Consider the following 20,001-nt stretch of genomic DNA (forward strand, 5'->3'; position numbering starts at 1 on the left):
GCCCGCCTAAACGGGTTTCTGTCCACCGGCGGAGTGGTACGAGGCAACGTAGCAAAAGCCTCGACAACTGGCTCGAGGCCGGGGCGACTCGCCCTAAACGTGCGTCGGCGGTTCGACTGCCGTCTCGATGTCGAGTTCCGCGGCGACGTCGTCTAACAGGTCGCCTTTGACTTCCGAGCTCCGCCAGCCGATTTCGGCGACCAGCGGCGGCTCGAACGTAGTGCGGATCGTCTCGAGCCGCTCGTCCTCCGTCGCGACGCGTTCGCGGAGGTAGCGTGCGCCGCGGCCGTTCTCGTCGGGGCCGGGCGACGGCGTGAGTTTGTTGGCGACGAGGCCGCGAACCTCGAGATCTTTCTCTTGCAGGTTCTCAATCGCGCGCTCAGTCTCGTTCAGCGAGAGTTCGTCCGGGTTCAAGACGAGGAAAAAGGCAGCGTCGTCGTGCAGCGCTGCACCGGCGAACTCGAAGAACTCCTTTCGCTCTTCGAGTCGCGCGAGGACGGGATCCCCCTCCATCACGCGGCGTGGTTCGTTGTTGCCGACTGCGGCCTTCTCGAAGAGATCGATACTCGTCCGGCGCTTGTACATTAGCCGATCGATCCACCCCTCGAGCAGTTCCGGCAAGCCGAGCAGCCGGAGCGTGCTGCCGGTTGGCGAGGTGTCGAAGACGACGCGGTCGTACGGCTCCGAGTTACGCATCACGTCGACGAAGCGGTCGAACAGGGCCGATTCGTAGGCCCCCGGCGTGCCGTGAGCCATCTCGAGTTGGCGGTTGATCTCGTTGACCATCGACGCCGACACCTGTTCGGAGAGGTCCTGACGGATCTCGTCTAGGTGACGGGTGACTTCGTCCTCGGGGTCGATCTGCATCGCGTCGAGTCCGTCGACGCCGTCGACCGGCTGTGGAGAGTCATCAAACGGCTGGTCGAATACGTCGGTGACGGAGTGGGCCGGGTCGGTCGAGACAACGAGCGTTCGCTGACCGTCGCGCGCACAGCGCAGCGCGTAGGCACACGAGACGGTCGTTTTGCCGACACCGCCTTTCCCACCGAAGAAGACGAATGGCTCCATCAGAAGTGGTACTGCTGGCCCTTGCGCTCGAGGTACGTCCCACGGTCCCACAGCCGCCGTTCCCACGCCTCGAACTCGTCTTCGAGGTAGGGAAGCAGCTCTGCCGTGTAGTACGAAACCGGTGACGGAATGCCGAATGCGTCCGGGAAACACGCCAGAATGAAGGCGTCCTCGGCGTCCTCGGCTTCCTTCTCGATTTTCTCGTAGGCCGGATGCGAGATCATGCCGTGATAGAGCCCTCGCAGCCACTCTTCGAGGGTCTTACGAAACGATTCGATCCGATCGGCCAGATCCATGCCTGTCTCTGGGTGCCGAACGCTCAAAACTCCCGTGGCTCGCTTTCAAGACGCTGTGGCCCCTGGAGCGAGATATGGAGACGGATGGGGAACTCCCGGTAACAATCCTCTCGGGCAGTCTCGGTGCTGGCAAAACGACGCTGCTTAACCACCTGCTGTCGAACGCCGGCGACAGGACGCTGGCCGTTCTGGTCAACGATATGGGCGAAGTCAACGTCGACGCCGAACTTGTCGCGGAGGGATCGGAACTCGAACTCGACGACGGCGTCGCCGAACTCTCGAACGGCTGTATCTGCTGTGAACTGCAGGACGACCTCGAGACCGCCGTGGTTCGACTGGCCCGCGACCGCTCGTTTGACCACCTCATCGTCGAGTCGTCGGGCATCTCCGAGCCCGCTCCCGTCGCGCGGCTGTTCACGACTGAATCCCGCGTTGCGGCCCTATACGACGTCGACACGCTCGTGACCGTCCTCGACACGCCTGCCTTTCTCGAGGCGTTCGCGGGCGAGGGAACGCCACAGCGCCGAGGGACCGAGGACGACCGACCGCTGTCGGATCTGCTCGTCGAACAGGTCGAGGTGTCGAACGTCGTCTTGCTCAACAAGGCCGACCTATGTACCGACGCGGAACTCGAGGAGGCCACGGAACTCGTCAACGCGTTGCAGCCCGACGCCGAGACGATCCGCACCGAATTCGCGGCAGTCGACCCCGATCAACTGCTCGGTGCTGGCCTGTTCGACCCCAGCCGAGTAAACGACCTGCCGGGCTGGAAGCGCGCGCTCGAGGCAGCCGACGACGATCATGGTCACGAGACGACCGCAACCCACGACGAACATCGTCACGGCGGCGACACCCATCACGACGAGCACCACGGCCACCACCATCCCGACGAGGTGTACGGCGTCACCTCCTTTGTCTACCGACGCCGCCGGCCGTTCCACCCCGATCGATTCGCCGCGTTTCTCGAGGACCTCCCCCCGGCGATCGTCCGCGCGAAGGGGACTGCTTGGATCGCCGACAACGACATGCGGGTGGCGATCGCCCAGGCCGGGCCGTCGATCCGTGCCACCGCGCAGGGCCCCTGGATCGCGAGCCTTCCCGAAATCGAACGCGACATGTATCGATCGAACCGCCCCGACCTCGAGTGGCACGACGAGCACGGCGATCGACGCACCGAACTCGTCTTTATCGGCACCGACTACGACGAATCGGCGCTCCGGTCGGCCCTCGAGGATGCGCTTGTCACCGACGAGGAGTGGTACGCGTCGCTCGAGGGCCCCTTCCCAGACGAGCAGAACGCGGACGTCGTCGTCCGCGAGCCCTGATTAGCACGCACAGCTCCGGCCGGTCGAGCGCTCGAAACGCATCTCGGCACCGCAGTCCGGACAGACTGGTTCTCCCTCGAGATCGACGCCTCTGATCCGGACGTCACAGCCGTCACACCAGTACGCGCCGTCGGAGCCGTCGTCAGGACGGCTCTTTGGGGCGGGTGTGGCGAGGGTCGCTTTCACCGAGTCGATGAGACCCATAGTCGGTCGTTGTCCGTGGACGCCAATAAGGGTGTGCCACTAGATAACATTGCACGCGATAATGAACGCCTAGCGGTGTCGGCACGCAGTTCGCCTACCAGAGCACTAACGGCACCGAAAGCGCGATGATAAGCGCCGCGAGGATCGGAATCAGGTAGAACAGTCGCTCGGCGCGGATCGCCGACGGGACACTGCCGGTCGCTTCCGGGTAAAACGTCCAGACCTGCCGATAGAAGGCGACAGCGGTGGCGACGGCGAACAGCACAGCTGAGAGCACGATCGCGGTCTCGAGGCCCAGCCCCAGTTCTTGACCATATAGCGGGCCGAACGACAGCAGGACCATAAACGAGAGCCCGACGACCACGACGAACGGAACGGGATCGACGGGTGTTCCGTGACGGTTGCGAAGGTGCATATGTGCCGTTCGTTCTCAAGGAGCAAAGAGCTATACCGTGATCGCTTCGGTTCTGAATGGAGTGGCCACAGCAGTCGGTGAACTGCTGCCGACGAACAGTTAAGTAGCGGTGCCATCGTCTCCCTGTATGAGCGATGGCGATGCCGACGCGGAGGGGTTCGAGGCCGGTGTGGAATCCTCGGAGGGAGATCCTCGAGTCCTGCTCGTGATGAATGCCGTCCTGTCGACGCTCTTTGGCTGGACGATCGTCTGGGGGTTGTCGTATCTGGGCTTTCTCGAGTTCGGGGTCATCAACGTCGCCACGGCGGCGATACTCCTGTTCGCGATGACGTATCTCGTGACGATGTCTTAGAGCCGCAACCGGACTAGCGGCCGTAGATGAGCCGCCGACCAAGGTCGTCGAGTCGCTCGGTCACCCGCCCCATCCAGGCACCCGGCGAGACGCGCCGGAGCGTCTCGTCGTCGACCTCGATCGCGGCGTTGCCGAACGGATCTCGGGCGTCAGTCACCTCGGCGTCGCCGTCATCGTCGTCGCTGGACGACGCGATGTCGACGACTGTCGACATGGAACAGCGGCCACAGGCTTCGGTTTTCTTTCCTCCCATGCGTATCCCTTGCACAATAGTACGGCTCCGAGGGCTAAAACCTGCCGACCGAGTGAGGCAAGTAGTTGGGAGCGGGGTCGATCGGCTCCCGTCTCGGATCACACCACCGACGAGTATTTGCCATTCCGACGGCAACCGGTGGTATGGGTGAACAGGTCACGGAACTGGATAGAGCAGACCGAGCGCCGGTCTGTGAACGGCCACCGACACTTACCACCGGAACACGATGAGTGAACGAGCGACGCCGGACGAATTACCGGCGGAGATCCGCGAGGCCGTCCCCGACTGGGACGACGAGTATTTAGACCGGGTGTCCGACCGGCTGATGTACAACTATGATCTCGAGAAACACTATCGCGCCGGCGGCCAGCGGTGGGACCTCTACGGCGAGATGCGTGTGCGCAGCCAGAAGCAGTTCTTTCACCCGGCGTTGAGTTACGCCGACCACGAAGCAGAAGAGTACCTCTTTGCCCGACGTGAGTCGACGCCGACGGTGGCAGGGCTCGAGCACCTCGTCGACCTCGGCCACGAACTGGCGGACGAACACGTCGTTGCCGACGAGGAACACTTCGGGACGGATTTCACGTTCGTCCTCGCTGCCGACGAGTTGCCTGATGACATCCGCGAGTTCGTCGATGGCTTTCGCGACCGGACGTTACTGAAGTTCGGCTACCACGGCCACTACGAGGTCAATCTGGTCGTCGTCGTCCCCGAGAAAGAGACCCACGTTGCCAGCGAGGCTGCCGATGTTGCGGAGGCGTTTACCCTCTGGGACGACGTGACGACTCCCGAGGAGGGCTTTCTCTCGCGGTTCGCGAGGCGTTTCTGGCAATAACGGTCGCGTGACAATACAGCCGTCGCGGTCGAGCACTTTCGTTCTGGCAGTAGCAGCGTTCCGCGACGAGCGAACGTGGCTGCGAAAAACGGATCGTCCGCGGGTCGTTATACGACCAGACAAACGTCAGTGAATACCCGATCGCGTCTCGACGGCTGTCGCCGTCGGCGACAGCGTTGTGGGTGCGACCGAGGGATGAACCGTTTTGTCCGGCAGTATTAGTCGTCGCCCGGTTCGGCGGCAGGCGTCTCGGGGCCACGACGGACGTTGCTAATGTTTCTGTACCCCAGCCTGACGAGTGCGAGCGCCAGGACGATGAGCACGAGTCCGATCGCCATCTGGACGACCGAAGAGAGTATCGCCTCGAGCGAGTCCGCACCACCCTGCAGCAGGTTCAGGTACAGGTTCTCGTAGAACACCAGGATCGACAGCCCGAGGATGGTAATTGTCACCATGATCGCCATCGGGACCCCGGTGGAGACGAGCTGTTTGCTGTCGTCCCAGTTTGCCAGCCAGACGGTCGCGGTCAGCAGCGCCAGCGCCGCAAGCAGCTGGTTTGCCCCACCGAAGAGCTGCCAGAGGACGACCCACTGCCCGGAGACAACCAGCACGTACGCGGGAACGACCTGAAGAATCGGGTTCGTGTACCGGCCGCGGAAGAACGACGCGGGATCGGCGCTCAGTCCCGTGTCAGTCCGCCCAGCGGGCGTTCCGACGATCTCTTCCATCATGTATCGACCCAGGCGGACAGCTGTGTCCGTCGAGGTCAGCAGGAAGCTACACAGCACCAGCGCCATGAACACGGCACCAACAGTCTCGGAGACGCCGAGACTCGTCAGGATGATACCGCCGCCTTCGGCGAAGTTCGGCAGCGCAGCACCGATCCCACCCTCGGGATCGGCGAAGCCGGCGACCGCAAGCGTCGAGAGCGCGACGGCCGCGAGGAGCCCTTCGCCGAGCATGCTGCCGTAGCCGATCAGTCGGGCGTCAGTCTCTTTGTCGAGTTGTTTGGCAGTCGTCCCCGAGGAAACCAGCGAGTGGAACCCGCTGATCGTCCCACAGGCGATCGTAATGAACAGCAGCGGGAACAGCGGTGCTAGCCCGGCTTCTTCGACGCCCCAGAAGCCTTCGAACGCGCCGATGGAGCTATCGATGACGAGCGACTGGGACGACGTCCCGAGGAACGTCCCGACGATGATCGCGACGGTCGCGCCGCCGACCCCAGTGTACAGCAGGAACGACGACAGGTAGTCACGCGGCTGGAGCAACACCCACACGGGCAGCGCGCTCGCGATCGCAGCGTAGACCATGACGAAGGGGATCCACGCCGCGGTGTTCCCGCCGAGGGCACCCGCACCGAAAACCCAGTTGCCGGCACCACCGAACAACACGATCGTCCCGGCCGGGTAGTCGCCGGCGAACAACGCCAGCGGATACTGGAGGCCGACCCAGACGGCAGCGAAGACGCCTGCGACGAACAGGATCGTCCCCGGAATGAACGGGCCGTTGAACTGGTAGAGGTAGACACCGAAGACCAGCGCCAGACCGATGTAGAGCAACGATGCCGTGACGACCTGCGGGTACGCGTTGAAGACGATCGCGACGACCAGTGCGAACACCGCGACGACGAGCACGATCGTCAGGAACGCGAACCACAGCAACATGTTCTTGCCGCTCTCGCCGACGTACTCGCCGATCATGTAGCCGATCGACTTCCCCTCGTGGCGAAGACTACCCGACAGCGAGACGAAGTCGTGAACAGCACCCATCAGCGGGTTCCCGATGGCGATCCACAGCAACGCAGGCACCCACCCCCAGATCGCACCGGCCGTAATCGGGCCGACGATCGGTGCCCCACCCGCAATACTCGAGTAGTGATGCCCCAGCAACACCGGTTTTTTCGAGGGGACGTACTCCTGTCCGTCCTCGTATTTGTGTGCCGGTGTTTCCGCCTCCTCGTCGAGTTCGACGAACCGTGTGAGATACCGCGAGTACCCCACATAGCCGGCGGTAAACGTCACCAGTACTGCCGCAATAATCCATATTACTTGTGTCATGGTACCTCTATACAACTGAAGCGGGTCGAATAACCTTAATTGTTGTTTGTTTTTATTTGGGGGCGTTGGCTGTCTGTTTCAAGGTTAAATGATGCATGAATGCCATTATATATGGGAATTTTGTCCGACCGACAGCGGTCGACGTGTTTCGTGCCGCGAATTGCTCATTGCGTGCCAGCCAGCACGAAGGTGATAGCCAGTTGCGTGTGGCGCTACTCGAGAACGGCCGCGAGCGCGTCCATCGTCCGGTCGACGCGGTCGAGACGCGCGTTGTGTCCCATGTGACCGATCCGGAGGACGTCGTCGGAAAGATCGCCAAGACCGGTCGCAAGGACGATATCGTGATCGTCGGCCATCGCTGACTGGACCGCTTGCGCCCGGCCTGGAATCTCGAGTGCCGTCACGGTCGGCGATGGCCGTGCCTCATCGGGGTACAGTGAGAGTCCGAGGTCGGCCGCTCGGTCGCGACAGTGCGCTGCGGCTTCCTCGTGGCGCTCGAAGACGTGCTCGAGTCCTTCCTCGAGCAGCAGATCGGTCGCGGTATCGAGCCCATAGAGGTTCGACACGAGATGCGTGTAGGGGAACCACTCTTCCTCAGCGGCGTCACGCCACGGCTCGAGGTCGGTGTAGAGACTCGGCGTCTCGACGGACTCGATTTTGTCCCACGCGCGGTCGCTGATCGAGCAGACGGTCAGGCCCGGCGGCGCACTGAAACACTTCTGAGAGGCACCGAGACAGACGTCGATTTTGTCGGTTGGGACCGGCGTCCCGCCCAGCGAGGAGACGGCATCGACGACGCTGATGACGTCGTGGTCGTCGAGGACCTCGAGAATCGGTTCGATGTCATTGAGCACGCCCGTCGGCGTCTCGCAGTGGACCATCGTCGCCACGTCGAACGAATCGGCTGCGAGGTGAGATTCAATTGCCTCGAGATCGAGTGGCTCGCGCCACGGCGCGTCACAGACGACCGCCTCGCCGCCGGCCATCTCGACGAAATCAGCGAAGCCCTCGCCATAGAGGCCGTTTGCGATACACAGCACTCGGTCGCCCGGTTCGACCAGCGACGCGATGGCAGCCTCGAGTCCGAGAATGCCCTCGCCGCCGAGGATGGCGATATCGTCGTCGCCGTAGATCCCCTCGAGTTTCTCGAGTAGGTCGCGGTAGAACGCGAAGAACTCGGGTTCGACGTCAGGATTCGGCATTGGCTCGCTCATCCGCTCACGGACGGCCGCCGGGACCTCGGTCGGACCTGGCGTCATGCGGAGTCGATCGTCGCTCATACGGAGGCTACCGCTGTGTTCCGGCATAAAACCACTCGAGACGGTGCTGTGTCGCCCACGGGGCGCTCGACTTGCCGCCGGCAGAGCAATGGCCGAACTGGCCGTGACGGATGCTATTTTAAGCTCCCTGCGCCGATACTCCTGGTTATGACGACACTCGACGGAGAGACGATCATCGTCACCGGCGCGAGCCGGGGACTCGGCGCGTCGATGGCAACCCGGTTCGCTCGCGAGGGGGCGAACGTCGTACTGACCGCTCGCAGTGAAGCCGACCTCGAGGCGGTTGCCGCCGACGTAGCCGACGCAGCTGGCGAGACGCTCGTCGCGCCGGCGGACGTTACCGACGAGGCTGCGGTCCGCGCGGTCGTCGACGCAACGGTCGATAAATACGGCACCGTAACCGGTCTCGTGAACAACGCCGGTATCGGGCTGTTGAACATGTACGGCGAACAGCGCGTGCTTCACGAAGTCGACGCCGACGACTTCCGGCAGATTCTGGCCGTGAACGTGACCGGCGTCTTCCTGTTCTCGAAGTACGTCGTCCCCGAACTGATCGACAACGGACGCGGGACCATCATCAACGTCTCGTCGGGGCTGGGCCGTCGCGGTGCAGCGAAGTGGGGCCCGTACGTCGCCTCGAAGTGGGCACTCGAGGGCATGACCCGAACGCAGGCCGCCGAACTCGAGGAACACGGCATCACGGTCAACGCCGTCGACCCTGGCGGCCGCGTCGAAACCGGTTTCTGGGAGCATCTTCCGGAATCGGAACGAGATGCGATTCTCGAGCCCGACGTGATGAACGACGCGGCCACGCGCTTGCTCGCGCAGGGACCCGACGGCATCACCGGCGAGTCGATGGCCGCTGATGAGTGGGAGCGACGATTGGCGTAACGGGTCCCGTTAGGAGGTAGCGGGTGTCATAGCAGTCTTCGCTGGTGTGGATTACAGGGTCCTCTCTGGTGAATGGCCCGATAAGTGATACTGCTGGACAGAACGACGTGAAGCCGGTCGTACATATGCGGCCGTCACCTATGGGGACGGCCGCGAATTCCCGCCCGGCTTCGTATTGACTGCTGTCCAGTAGTATGAGTATGCGTATTTCATGATGGAAAAGTTACTATAAGTCTAGCAAATGAAAATCACTAGTCGAGAGGTATCCACGTATATGACTGCTACTCGGATCCGTCGCAGGTTTCATACGGGCTGCTGTCCCGATGTCCCGGCGGGACCGCAGGACGGGTCGCCGTTGCACCGGCAATGACTGACAGCAGCCCGTATCAGGATCAGTTCGCTCGAGTTCTTGGTCTCTGGATCGTCTTCACGGGCATTATCGCCACGATGATTCTCAACGCTCTGCTTCCGTTGGAGTTTCTTGGGCCAGTAAGTGGGTTCGCGTACAACTATGTGATTGGGCCGGGACTGCTCCTTCTCGTCGGGTCCGCTGTTGGGTGGGTCTCGACGCGCCCGTGGCGAGCCACTATTGGAACGGCGTTTCTCCTCTGGGGAGCGATGACGCTATTCCTCGGGTGTACCGGTGGCGCATGTCCAATCCCAGAAAATTACGAGCAGTGGCGGAATATCAAATTCGCCATTGACGCAGGAATGGTCGGTCCGACCCTACTCGTTGACTCTCAACCGGGTGCCTGCGCATTCACCTGTCCCTACAGGATCAGATTACTTCCACTCGCTATCGGGTATGGGTCAGTGGCTTTCGCATTGATTGCAGACGAAGAGTACAGCGGGTCTGATTGAAAAACAACGGCGATATTGGCCGAGAGAAGTTCCAGAGTCAGCCGATCAATCCGAAGAACGTCCGGAGAAGTTGAGCCCCCGCCGGGATAACTATCGGCCAACAGTATATCACTCGAGCCACCGTAGGTGAATCGAGTACGAACATGGCTGACTGCGACCGACGGCACGCGACTGACAGCGACCTGTTTGCGGCGCTGTACGATCGGCTGCCGGACCGCTTCTTGATCGGTCCTCATCGCGAGTACCTCGCGACCGATCTCTCCGGACCCGTCCTCGATCTCGGCGCGGGTACCGGTGCGATGATTCCGTACGTCGACGACGTCACCGATGGCAGCCTCGAGTATCACGCGATCGAACCGGACCCGAAGATGCGACGGCGGGCCGCCCGTAAGGCAGAGACAGCCGGCGTGCAGGTACACCTCCGCGACGCACGCGGCGAGTCGTTGCCCTACGCCGACGATAGTTTCGACACTGTGCTCTCGAGTCTGGTCTTCTGTACGATTTCAGGATTTGATACCGCCCTCGATGAAGTCGCCCGTGTCCTGCGGCCGGGCGGGGAGCTGCGCTTTCTCGAGCACGTTCGCAACGACGGCTGGCACGCGCGAATCCAGGACGCGCTGACGCCGCTGTGGTCGCGTGCGGCTGGCGGCTGTCAGTTAAACCGCGAGACGGTCGCACGCTTTGTCGACCACGACGCGTTCGAGGTCCTCGATGTCGAGCGCGCAAACGTAGGGGTGTTTCCAGCGACCCCGATCGTCCGCGGGCGGCTCCGACGGCGACAGCCGCCGAATCGGTCGCTTCTCTCGAGTCTCATGGGAAACTGACTGACAGGGAATCGTGGAATCGTCGTTAAGTCCATTCCTGTGGTAACAGAGCGCATGAAACGGAAGACGCTGGTCGCGATCGACGGCTCCCCGCAGGCCAACGCAGCGCTCGCGTACGCGCTCGAGGAGTTTCCCGAGTCGTCGATCACGGCAGCTCACGTCGTGCAGGTGTCGGAGGGATACTGGACGGCGTTTTCCGATTCGACGACGAAAATGCCGGGCTACGACGATGCAGTGGCACACGGCGAAGAGCTACTGGAAGCGGCTGCACAGACGGCGGCTGAGGAAGACCTCGAGATCGAGACGGTCATCAAAACGGGCAAGCCGTCTCGGGAACTCGTCGAGTACGCCGTCGACGAGGCGTTCGATCAGATCGTTATCGGCAGCCATGGCCGCCATGGCGTCGATCGGGTGATGCTCGGTAGCGTCTCCGAGACGGTCGTTCGCCGCGCGCCGATGACGGTGATCGTCGTTCACGAACAGTAGCGGGTCGGATTCTATTCGGCCAGCGTATGCGACACAAACCCATAGTACGTCACGATCGTAGGATCACGATAGACTATGTTCGACGACAGAGCCGATGCTGGCGAACGACTCGCCGCGGAACTCGAGGCCCGCGACCTCGAGATCGACGTCGTCCTCGGGATTCCACGCGGTGCCTTGCCCGTCGCGCGACCGGTTGCGGACGCACTCGACGCCGAGTTAGACGTCGTCGTCGCGCGCAAGCTGGGAGCCCCGGGGAACCCCGAGCTCGCCCTGGGTGCGGTCGCCAGCGACGGCAGCGTCTGGTACAACGACGACCTGATCGCTCGAGTCGATGTCCCCGAGGAGTATCTCGAGGAGGTCCGGACCGAAGAAGCGGAGAACGCACGCCAAAAGGCGGCTCGGTACCGTGAGACAGAGGGATTACCGGAGCTGGAGGGAAAGCGGGTCGCCGTCGTCGACGACGGCGTCGCGACAGGGGCGACCGCAACCGCCTGCCTCCGACAGGTCCAAGAGAGCGGCGCGGCGTGGGTCGGGCTGGCCGTCCCCGTCGGCTCGCCCCGATCGGTCGACCAACTCGAGCGCGAGACCGACGAGCTGATCGCCTTACAGGCACCAGCGGATTTCCGCGCTGTTGGCCAGTACTACCGGAATTTTGGACAGGTGACCGACGAAGAAGCGATCGCGTATCTCGATCGAGACGGCTGATACTAGCGGCCGGAACGATCGCAGCGGATTGAGTTATTCGATCGGTGTCCGGCGATTCCGCATCTCTGCACCGCAGTTCGGACAGGAATCAGGCGCGGTTGCGTGGACGACGGTTCCACAGTTGAAACACTCATATGTCGATTCCGTCTTCGGGTCGAGTTTGATGTCTTTCATTGGAGAGACGATGGACGGGTTGGCTCTGGTGGTTGACGCATCTAGGAATAATAGGGATATTAGGATGAACCTATCCGTCAGTTATCTAGCGTCGACAGGAGAATGGGGTTCAGTATTCAACCATTGGACAGCGCCGCCGGAACGCCGAGTTCGTCGAAGACGACATCGAAGAGCTTCCGCTGGGCGGTCCGGACGTGCCGGTAGAACGCCGCGGGAGAAATCTCGAGGGCCGCGGCGACGTCTTCGCCGGACTGTTCGCGTGGCGACTCGAAGTAGCCGCCGTAGTAGGCGACCTGAACGACCTCGAGTTGGCGGTCGGTGAGTCGTTCGCGCAGCGTCGACCGGAAACCCCGCGGCGACGTCCGCTCGACGGTCTGTTTCGATCGGAGCTCGGCGTCCGCAAACGTTTTCGAGACGATATCGGCACTCTCCCGGACGTCGGCGGAACGCGGTACGTCGACGACGACTCGCACGCTCGAGGGGGTCGCCTCGACACCTCGTAACACGATACCGTGATCCGCGAGTTGGAAGGCGAAGACGGGCCGTGAGAGCTGCAGCCGGATCGTCCCGCCAGCCTCGTTCCCAGTAGTATCGGGGGTGTCCGCCTCGCTGCCGGCTCCATCTGCGCGTCCGTCGCTGCTGATGACCTGTGCGCGCTCGACGCCGACGAACTCCGCGGCTACAGCCGCGACGGCGTCCGGTGAGGCACCGTCGACTGTCACGAACACCGACGCCCCATCGTCGTGCTGGCGAACACCGCCGTCGAACGAGACGGTACACTCGACCTGCCGGGCGAGTCGGGCGAACAAAAACGTCTCATCGGCCACGTCGAACTCGAGTCGCGTGCTCGCATCCGACAGCAGTGCGTGTTTGCGCTCGACCGCCGCGATCGCGGCGGCGATCGTCTCGCCGAGTTCTGCGAGGACGGCTTGGATCATGTCGTCGAACGCGTCGGGGCGATCCGCGTAGACGGTCAACACACCATACGGGAACTCGTCGTAGGCCAGTGGGACGCTCATCGCGGACTGGTAGCCACAGGTGAGGGCAGTTGACCGCCACGGTTCGTCACGGAGCCCGTCGGCGACGTTCGAGATGACGGTCGCCTCGCGGTCGGTGGCCGTCCTGACGGCCGGCTCGCTCGCGTCCGCAAGCGCAAGCGAGACGGTGTCTACGTACTCCTGGCCGTCGATCGTGTCGCTTTGTGCCCGCGACTCGAGGCGCTCGCCGCCGGCCTCCGGAGCGCCGATCCAAGCAAACGAAAACCGATCGGCGGTCGTGAGCCGGTCACAGACGGCGTGTTCGATCTCCTCGCGGGTTTCTGCCCGGACCAGCGCCTGATCGAGCTCTCTGATGATCTCGTTGATTCGATTGAAGCGTGTGAGCTGTCGGTTCTGCCGCTTGAGTTCACGATCGCGCTCGCGCAGCGTTCGCTCGCGCTCGAGCCGGTCGAGTGCCGCTTCCGCGGTCGCCGCCAGCAGGTCGGTCAGCTCCCGGGAAACGTCGTCGAACGCCCCCGACTCGCGCGATCCCGCCACGAAGACGCCGTGGTCGCCGAGGGGGACGTACGCAGCGCTTCGCAGATCGGTTTCAGGATTCGAGAGTAACGGGGAGTCATGAACGTCTGCGAAGAACCGCGTTTCTCCGTCGACGAAGACCCGACCGGGGATGCTGTCCTCGGATGCCCGGTGGTCGCGAACCGGCCCGTGTAGCCGCTCGATCCCCGACGAGGATGCGGCTGGCCGTAACACGTTCTCGTCGGTGTCGAACAGGTAGGCAGCGCTGGCCTCGAGATCGAGCACGTCCGTCGTGTCGTCGACGACGATATCGGCGATCTCACGGTCGGTTTCGGCGTACAGGAGCTTTCGAGTCGTTCGATGTAACGCCGTCAGCGCCGCTTCGCGGTGCTTGCGTGTCGTGATATCGCGACAGCTATAGAGGATCGTCCCATCCTGGATCGAGACCTCGCGGACGTTGACCAGCAGCGTGTGCTCGCGGCCCGCCTTGTCGGTTGCCGTACACTCGATGTTGGTCAAGACACCGGTCTCCGCGAGCTCTTCGCGATCGAAGAGGTCTGAGCCGAGCAGTTCGTCGATCGTCCCCATCTCGTAGATCTCGTCGTCGGTGTAGCCGAAGATGAAGTGGACGTTCGGACAGACGTAAGTGAACGCCCCATCGTCGTCCGTGATGAGGACGGTGTCGGTCATGTTGTTGAGCGTCACCCGATGGAGTTCCTCGGATTCACGGAGTTCTTGCTCGAGGCGGGCGCGTTCGGTGACGTCGGTTGCCCGTGCGAGCAGTGAGACGACGGTGCCCGACTCGTCGTAAACCGGACGGACGGTTACCTCGAACGTGGTGGGCGCATCGATCGCGTCGACTCCGCCGCGGTCGGAGGTCTCCGCGGCGTCGGCACGATGGCGTGTCAGTTCGCGGTGGGCGACTGTGCCGGCTGCCGCCTGTTCGATCGCGTCCTCGATCGCAGTCCCACCGTCTCCGATCGACTGCCACCAGGGAAGGGCCGACAACTGCCGGCCGCGAACGTCACCCGCAGTCGCGTCGATCGCCGCAAGCGCGGGGTCATTGGCCTGCCGAACGGCACCATCTGGCTCGAGCACCCACGCATACGTCTCCGAATCCTCGAAGATCGCGTCGAACTGACGGGCGCGGTCTCGCAGTCGACGGCGCTCGTGTCCGTCCGCGAGCGCTTGCTCGATGGCCGCCTGGCAGTCCGCGGCTGCCGGATCGGTCGCACTCGCGCGAGGAACGTACGCCGAGACGTCCGCCGCGATTGCCACGCTGGCCAGCGTTTCGTCACCGTCGGCCGGCGCGAGCACGATCGGGAACTCGAGATCGCGCTCGCGCACCCGCTTGCAGAGTTCGAGCCCTGTCTCACCGTCGGCAAGCGACTGTGCAGTCAGCAGACAATCGATAGACTCGGTCTCGAGTCGCTCGAGTGCTCCGTCGACGGTCGAGACGGCAGTCACTGCGCGTGTCTCGTCTGCAAGCGCACGCGAGAGAACGCGATTCGAGTCGGATGGCTCGGCAACGAGGAGGCGAGTGTCGTCGAGCGTCCGTGCAGAAGCCATTCGTTACGAATAGGGGCTCCCGCGGCTACAAAGCATCGCTCGAGGCAAGCGATTGCTGCCACTCGGAACGCGATTGGAAAAGCGTGGCCCTGGCCCAGTGACCGCAGAGCCGAGGTGTGGGAGGAACTGACTGTGGTCCCTCTTCCCAGTTGTGACCGAAGCGGTTACCGATAGTCGTCCAGGGTTACGGCCCCGTCCGTGGACATCGCAACCCAAGCGTCGTCTCGAGCGATATCGGCGATGACGAGGTGTGATCGACCATCGATCTCGTCGATCGCTGCTACGATGTCGCTCGACGTGTCCACCTGCCGTCCAGCCGACGTCGCTTCGGGTGTCATTATTCGATCGTATACCGACAGCAGTGATGAACGTTCCGAAACTCACTCGATCGATGGTTGAATATCGGAGAAATTTCCTTCATTTCGTATAAATCGAGATGTTATAACCAGTAGCAAGTAACAGCCGGAACTGTTATGTACCCGGTGCGGTCGCGTCTGCGACAACCGACTGGACGTGCCCGACCACACCGCTTTTCAGTCTAACGTGTGGCCCGTCAGGATCCTCACCGTAGACCACCGCGATCTCGCCGATAAGCGGTTCGGTATCCTCGGCGTGTGGATGATCGTCGTCCTGTACGAGTTCGACGGTGAGTCCTCGTTGCAGGTCGTCGGCGCGTGGACGGTCGGTAGCCATAGTCGAGTCTGCAGCGAGACGCTTAAAAAGCACACTGCCTGCAATAGCGATGATCGTCTCATTCGGACTCCTGTCAGTCAGTGCCGGCCGGCCGCGACCGTCCTGTGGGTGTCCCGGGACAGCGGGACAGCAGTCCGTCTCACGCCTCGTCGAACTCGAGGGCGACGGAGTTGATGCAGTAGCGTTTGCCGGTCGGGTCGGGGCCGTCGTCGAAGACGTGGCCGAGGTGGCCGCCACAGGAGGCACACAGGACCTCGGTGCGGCGCATCCCGTGGCTGGTGTCGAGTCGCATTTCGATCCGGTCGTCGTCGGTGTCGTAGAAACTGGGCCAGCCACAACCCGACTTGAACTTCGTCTCGGAGTCGAACAGTTCGGCCCCACAACCGGCACAGACGTACGTCCCGTCGTCGGTATGGTCGACGTACTCGCCGCTGAACGGCGGTTCGGTGCCCGCCTCGCGGAGAATCCGATACTCCTCATCGCTCAGCCGGCTGCGCCACTCCTCGTCGCTCGTCGCGTGGTCTCCCTCGTTGCTCATAGGCAGTGATAGGGTCGAAAGGCTCAAGAGTCTGTCTCCGGCTCGACCGCTGTTCGTCTTCAGCGCGACTCGAGCCACCCGACGGCGTCCGGTTACCGGCTGGTGATGATATCCGTACTCCCGCAGTTCGGACACTGTGTCATGCGGCCCAGTTTGGGGACCTCGATTCGCCGCCATGCGTCGTCCCCGCCGGGCGCTTCGAACCCACAATTTCGGCACCGTGACCGTTCGTGTGCTGAAAGTTCGCTTGCCATGTTCCGACATATGTCGGAGGGTGCCATAGTTGTTGGTTCACTGAACAATGACTTTCAACGATTCCGATGAGTCGGACGACCGATAGCAGCTGCGGACTGACTGTCGGACACCGGTCTGTGAGTACTCGCGCGTCCGATCGGTGTGAGCCGTGCCGTGTGTCCGACAGTATGACAGGGGGATGGAACGTGGACGGCGCTACTGGGAGAGGGCTCCGACGACACTCGTCACCGAAGCACCCATCCGTTCGCGTGGATCGATCGGAGATCGCCTCGTCGGTTCGGCCACCGCCGTCGAGCGCCCGTTGTCGGATAGGTCCGTTGGGTTAGGACCCATCCGGGTCCAACGCTCGCGTCGTCTCCGGGAACTGTCTCCCATGGTACCCGATCTCCGTCGGAAGTGTCCACAAACAGTTATAAAAGCATTGTCGAACATTTCAATTACCTATTATTTCCTGCTGGCCCGGTCTCCCCGTCAGCCCCTGGGATTTACTCGCAACGGACTATCTACCGGACTGATCTGTCGCTGTGGATTCCAGTTGGGTTAAGGGTACGCCAGCCGAATCGAAAGTAAATGGGTTCCGGACACGAACTCGCCGCAACGGCGCTCGACACGCTCCCGATTACCGTCGCGATCATCGACGACGAGGGAGAAATTCAGTTCACGAACCAGTCCTGGAGCGAGTTCGAGAGCGCGGAGCGCGACGACGAACACATCGGCTCAAACTACCTCGCAGCTGCCGTGACGGCAGACGACGAGTACGCCCAGCAGGCAGTCGACGGGATCGAGGCCGTGCTCGCCGGCGATCGCGACTCGTTTTCGATGGAGTATCCCTGTCACTCCCCCGATGAAAAGCGCTGGTTCCTGATGCGTGTCACCCGGTTTCCCCACGACGGCCAGCGGTTGGCATCGCTCGTCCATCTCGAGATCACCGAGCGAAAGCTGGCCGAACTCGCCGCCGAAGCAAACGCCGAGCAGGTCCAGAAAGAACGGCAGGCCCTCGAGCACGTCCTCGAGCGCGTCGACGGCCTCGTCCGGACAGTCACCGACGCGGCCGTCGGCGCGGAGACACGAACCGAGATCGAACACGACGTCTGTCGGCGACTCGCCGCGACCGACCCCTACGTGCTCGCCTGGATCGGCCGCGTCGACGTGACGAACCGCCGGCTCTCGCCCCGTGAGTGGGCCAGCGACGACGACGTTCCCCTCGAGGACGACAATCTCGTCCTCGATGCCGACGGCGCACATCCCGCCGTTCAGGCGCTCGAACGTGACGATGCACAGGTGATCGCGGACGTCACAGCACACGACGCTGCCGATCGGTTGTGGCCGAGGGGGGCCGGCGACTACTTCCAGTCGGTCGCCGCCCTGCCGCTGACGTACGGTGACGTCACCTACGGCGTGCTGGTCGTGTTCGCCGACGAGCCCGACGCCTTCGACGAGCGGGAACTGCTCGTCCTCGACTCGCTGTCCGGAACGGTCGCGACCGCGATGAACGCACTCGAGGTCAGACGAATGCTGACGACCGAGGCCGTCATCGCCGTCGACGTCGCGATCGAAGACCCCTCGCTGTTCGTCACAGCGCTGTCGGCGACGTTCGACGCCACGGTCAGCTACCGCGGCCTGACCGAAGCCGACGACGGCACGCCGCTGGTCGTCCTCCACGTCGATCGGACGCTCGAGGACGACGCAGTCGACGAGACTGGAATCGCACACGACGTGACGATCCTCTCGACGACCGACGACGGGACGCTCCTCGAGGTTGCCACCACGGACGGGCTCGTGACGGCACTAAGCGAGCACGGCGCGGTGATTCGCAAACTGATCGTGACTGACGGTGTCGCCGACCTGGCGGTCGACCTTCCGGATGGGCGCTCCGCGCGGTCGGCCTATGACCTGCTCGAGCGACGGTACGATCGGGTCGAACTCCTGAGCTACTACGAGCGGGACGAGCCCGCTCAGACGCCACACGACGTAACGGCGCGCCTCGAGTCGTCCCTGACCGACCGGCAACTGATGGCGCTGCGCAAGGCCTACTACGCGAACTACTTCGAGTGGCCCCGCGACATCTCGGGAGAAGAACTGGCCGAGTCAATGGACATCTCCCGGTCGACGTTCCACCAGCATCTGCGGGCCGCTCAGCGGAAAGTCCTCGCCGAACTGTTCGATTGATCTCCTCGACACCTATCAAGTTTCGTTTTAGTATACATAGTGAGGGACTGATCCTTTATACGTACATGTCGTAGCGTATACATCCGAACGCTATCGGCCAGGGTCAGCGAGGCAGAGGATGCAACAGGAACACATCGACGCAGGCAAGGCGATACAGAAACGAACCGGGAAAACGTTCTATCTCGCGACGCGGTTTCTCCCCGAACGCGTGCGACACGCCACACACGTCCTCTATGCGTTCTTTCGGATCGCTGATGAGGTCGTCGACGACGCCGACGGCGTCCCCCCCGCCGAGCAACGCGCCCGACTCGAGGAACTTCGCGCAGAGGCCCTCGGCGAGCGCACGCCCGACGATCCCGTCCTCGAGGCCTTCCAAGAGCTCCGGACGAGATACGGCATCACCGACGACGAGGTCACCGAGTTCATCGACGCGATGGCGACCGACATCGACACCGACCGCTACGAGACCTACGCCGACCTCGAGTCCTACATGCGGGGGTCGGCTGCGGCCGTCGGCGTGATGATGACCGCGATCATGGAGCCCGACAACGAGGCAACCGCACTGCCACACGCGATCAAACTCGGCGAAGCCTTCCAGATGACGAACTTCCTGCGAGACGTCCGTGAGGACGTCCTCGATCGGGACCGCATCTACATCCCACAGGAGACGCTTCGGGAACACGGCGTCGATCCGGCAGAGATCGAGCGCCTCGAGTTCGACGAGTCGTTTGCGTCGGCGATGGCCGCCGAACTCCAGCGAACCGAAGACCTCTACCGCGAGGGCGTCGCCGGCATCCGCTACCTTCCCGAAGACTGTCAGCTCCCGGTCTTGCTGGCGGCGGTCCTCTATGCGGAACATCACAGTCTCATCCGGGCACAGGGATACGACGTGCTCACGGAAGAACCGTCGTTGTCGACGACGCGAAAGCTGTGGTGTCTCGCGAAGACGCGCTGGCACTGGCACTGGAATCGCGATCCAGAGGCCGTGTTCCAGCGAGTGTCGGCGATCCCCTCGAGAGAACCGGAGCACCACGGCCCCGAACACGGGGACAGCGTTCCGACCCGCTAGTCGGCTCATCAAACCCCCTCGATATGGTGGCCCTCGTTTCGTTGTGCCGGATGATGTCCAGCCCCATATGTCCGTCGCGCAGAACTCCGAGTTCATAGAGGAGGAACGACAGATGGCACGAACGATCGCGATCAGTCTCGGCGCTGTCTCTTATACACATCTCTGATG

Annotated in this window: 22 protein-coding genes; 9 read left to right on the top strand and 13 right to left on the bottom strand. The window is 62.8% G+C overall.

The window, feature by feature from the left end:
* Window positions 1-93 precede the first annotated feature (93 nt).
* Window positions 94-1,068 (bottom strand): ArsA family ATPase, encoded by a 975-nt coding sequence (locus tag C476_RS14190; RefSeq protein WP_008014140.1) that lies wholly within the window; start codon window positions 1,066-1,068, stop codon window positions 94-96.
* Complete coding sequence (locus tag C476_RS14195; protein WP_008014141.1) at window positions 1,068-1,364, bottom strand: hypothetical protein; 297 nt, start codon at window positions 1,362-1,364, stop codon at window positions 1,068-1,070. Before C476_RS14195 ends, C476_RS14190 begins: the two co-directional genes overlap by 1 nt.
* A 74-nt stretch (window positions 1,365-1,438) precedes the next feature.
* Here C476_RS14195 and C476_RS14200 point away from each other — a divergent pair, with 74 nt between their 5' ends.
* Window positions 1,439-2,689, top strand: a complete 1,251-nt coding sequence (locus tag C476_RS14200; RefSeq protein WP_008014142.1) for a CobW family GTP-binding protein — start codon at window positions 1,439-1,441, stop codon at window positions 2,687-2,689.
* Here C476_RS14200 and C476_RS14205 read toward each other — a convergent pair whose 3' ends face one another.
* Entirely contained in the window at window positions 2,690-2,893 is a 204-nt protein-coding gene (locus C476_RS14205; RefSeq protein WP_008014143.1) for a hypothetical protein, read from the bottom strand. It abuts the gene before it with no gap.
* Between the two features lie 94 nt (window positions 2,894-2,987).
* Window positions 2,988-3,308, bottom strand: coding sequence for a hypothetical protein (locus C476_RS14210; RefSeq protein WP_008014144.1), 321 nt, complete (start codon window positions 3,306-3,308; stop codon window positions 2,988-2,990).
* Window positions 3,309-3,435: 127 nt separating this feature from the next.
* Between C476_RS14210 and C476_RS14215 the strand changes: the two genes are divergently transcribed.
* Window positions 3,436-3,660 (top strand): hypothetical protein, encoded by a 225-nt coding sequence (locus tag C476_RS14215; protein ID WP_008014145.1) that lies wholly within the window; start codon window positions 3,436-3,438, stop codon window positions 3,658-3,660.
* 13 nt (window positions 3,661-3,673) lie between these two features.
* Here C476_RS14215 and C476_RS14220 read toward each other — a convergent pair whose 3' ends face one another.
* On the bottom strand, window positions 3,674-3,874 hold the full coding sequence (locus tag C476_RS14220) for a hypothetical protein (RefSeq protein WP_008014146.1): 201 nt from the start codon (window positions 3,872-3,874) through the stop codon (window positions 3,674-3,676).
* A 265-nt stretch (window positions 3,875-4,139) separates the two neighbouring features.
* On the opposite strand from C476_RS14220, the gene C476_RS14225 reads away from it, so the two are divergent.
* A complete protein-coding gene (locus tag C476_RS14225) occupies window positions 4,140-4,748 on the top strand; it encodes a hypothetical protein (RefSeq protein ID WP_008014147.1) in 609 nt (202 codons plus the stop codon).
* Between the two features lie 218 nt (window positions 4,749-4,966).
* Here the strand turns inward: C476_RS14225 and C476_RS14230 are convergent, their stop codons facing one another.
* Window positions 4,967-6,805 (bottom strand): carbon starvation CstA family protein, encoded by a 1,839-nt coding sequence (locus C476_RS14230; RefSeq protein WP_049911901.1) that lies wholly within the window; start codon window positions 6,803-6,805, stop codon window positions 4,967-4,969.
* A gap of 212 nt (window positions 6,806-7,017) precedes the next feature.
* Window positions 7,018-8,085, bottom strand: a complete 1,068-nt coding sequence (locus C476_RS14235) for a pyridoxal-phosphate-dependent aminotransferase family protein (protein WP_049911902.1) — start codon at window positions 8,083-8,085, stop codon at window positions 7,018-7,020.
* A 147-nt stretch (window positions 8,086-8,232) separates the two neighbouring features.
* On the opposite strand from C476_RS14235, the gene C476_RS14240 reads away from it, so the two are divergent.
* The 4 genes from C476_RS14240 to C476_RS14260 all read left to right on the top strand — a co-directional run bounded on the left by C476_RS14240 (window position 8,233) and on the right by C476_RS14260 (window position 11,852).
* A complete protein-coding gene (locus tag C476_RS14240; protein WP_008014152.1) occupies window positions 8,233-8,976 on the top strand; it encodes an SDR family NAD(P)-dependent oxidoreductase in 744 nt (247 codons plus the stop codon).
* Window positions 8,977-9,980: 1,004 nt separating this feature from the next.
* Window positions 9,981-10,661 carry a class I SAM-dependent methyltransferase gene (locus C476_RS14250; protein WP_008014157.1) on the top strand — a complete coding sequence of 227 codons (681 nt, stop codon included), beginning with the start codon at window positions 9,981-9,983 and terminating at the stop codon, window positions 10,659-10,661.
* A gap of 54 nt (window positions 10,662-10,715) precedes the next feature.
* The gene (locus tag C476_RS14255; protein ID WP_008014159.1) at window positions 10,716-11,147 is read left to right on the top strand and encodes a universal stress protein; all 432 of its coding nucleotides are present in this window, start codon (window positions 10,716-10,718) and stop codon (window positions 11,145-11,147) included.
* A 75-nt stretch (window positions 11,148-11,222) separates the two neighbouring features.
* Entirely contained in the window at window positions 11,223-11,852 is a 630-nt protein-coding gene (locus C476_RS14260) for a phosphoribosyltransferase (protein WP_008014161.1), read from the top strand.
* A 33-nt stretch (window positions 11,853-11,885) separates the two neighbouring features.
* Here C476_RS14260 and C476_RS18425 read toward each other — a convergent pair whose 3' ends face one another.
* The 6 genes from C476_RS18425 to C476_RS19005 all read right to left on the bottom strand — a co-directional run bounded on the left by C476_RS18425 (window position 11,886) and on the right by C476_RS19005 (window position 16,594).
* Window positions 11,886-12,026: a rubrerythrin-like domain-containing protein gene (locus C476_RS18425; protein WP_008014164.1), complete on the bottom strand. Its 141-nt coding sequence runs from the start codon at window positions 12,024-12,026 to the stop codon at window positions 11,886-11,888.
* A gap of 116 nt (window positions 12,027-12,142) precedes the next feature.
* The gene (locus tag C476_RS14265; RefSeq protein ID WP_008014166.1) at window positions 12,143-15,109 is read right to left on the bottom strand and encodes a bacterio-opsin activator domain-containing protein; all 2,967 of its coding nucleotides are present in this window, start codon (window positions 15,107-15,109) and stop codon (window positions 12,143-12,145) included.
* Window positions 15,110-15,273: 164 nt separating this feature from the next.
* Window positions 15,274-15,447 (bottom strand): DUF7556 family protein, encoded by a 174-nt coding sequence (locus C476_RS19000; protein ID WP_008014168.1) that lies wholly within the window; start codon window positions 15,445-15,447, stop codon window positions 15,274-15,276.
* 133 nt (window positions 15,448-15,580) lie between these two features.
* Window positions 15,581-15,802, bottom strand: a complete 222-nt coding sequence (locus C476_RS14270; protein ID WP_008014170.1) for a DUF2196 domain-containing protein — start codon at window positions 15,800-15,802, stop codon at window positions 15,581-15,583.
* Between the two features lie 139 nt (window positions 15,803-15,941).
* Entirely contained in the window at window positions 15,942-16,340 is a 399-nt protein-coding gene (gene msrB / locus C476_RS14275) for a peptide-methionine (R)-S-oxide reductase MsrB (protein ID WP_008014171.1), read from the bottom strand.
* A 92-nt stretch (window positions 16,341-16,432) separates the two neighbouring features.
* Window positions 16,433-16,594, bottom strand: a complete 162-nt coding sequence (locus tag C476_RS19005) for a hypothetical protein (protein WP_008014172.1) — start codon at window positions 16,592-16,594, stop codon at window positions 16,433-16,435.
* A 571-nt stretch (window positions 16,595-17,165) separates the two neighbouring features.
* Between C476_RS19005 and C476_RS14280 the strand changes: the two genes are divergently transcribed.
* Window positions 17,166-18,764, top strand: coding sequence for a bacterio-opsin activator domain-containing protein (locus C476_RS14280; RefSeq protein ID WP_008014173.1), 1,599 nt, complete (start codon window positions 17,166-17,168; stop codon window positions 18,762-18,764).
* Window positions 18,765-18,882: 118 nt separating this feature from the next.
* Complete coding sequence (locus tag C476_RS14285) at window positions 18,883-19,833, top strand: phytoene/squalene synthase family protein (RefSeq protein WP_008014174.1); 951 nt, start codon at window positions 18,883-18,885, stop codon at window positions 19,831-19,833.
* The last annotated feature ends 168 nt before the right edge of the window (window positions 19,834-20,001 follow it).

Origin of the sequence: Natrinema limicola JCM 13563 (assembly GCF_000337475.1) — an archaeon.
GTDB classification, from domain to species: Archaea; Halobacteriota; Halobacteria; order Halobacteriales; family Natrialbaceae; genus Natrinema; species Natrinema limicola.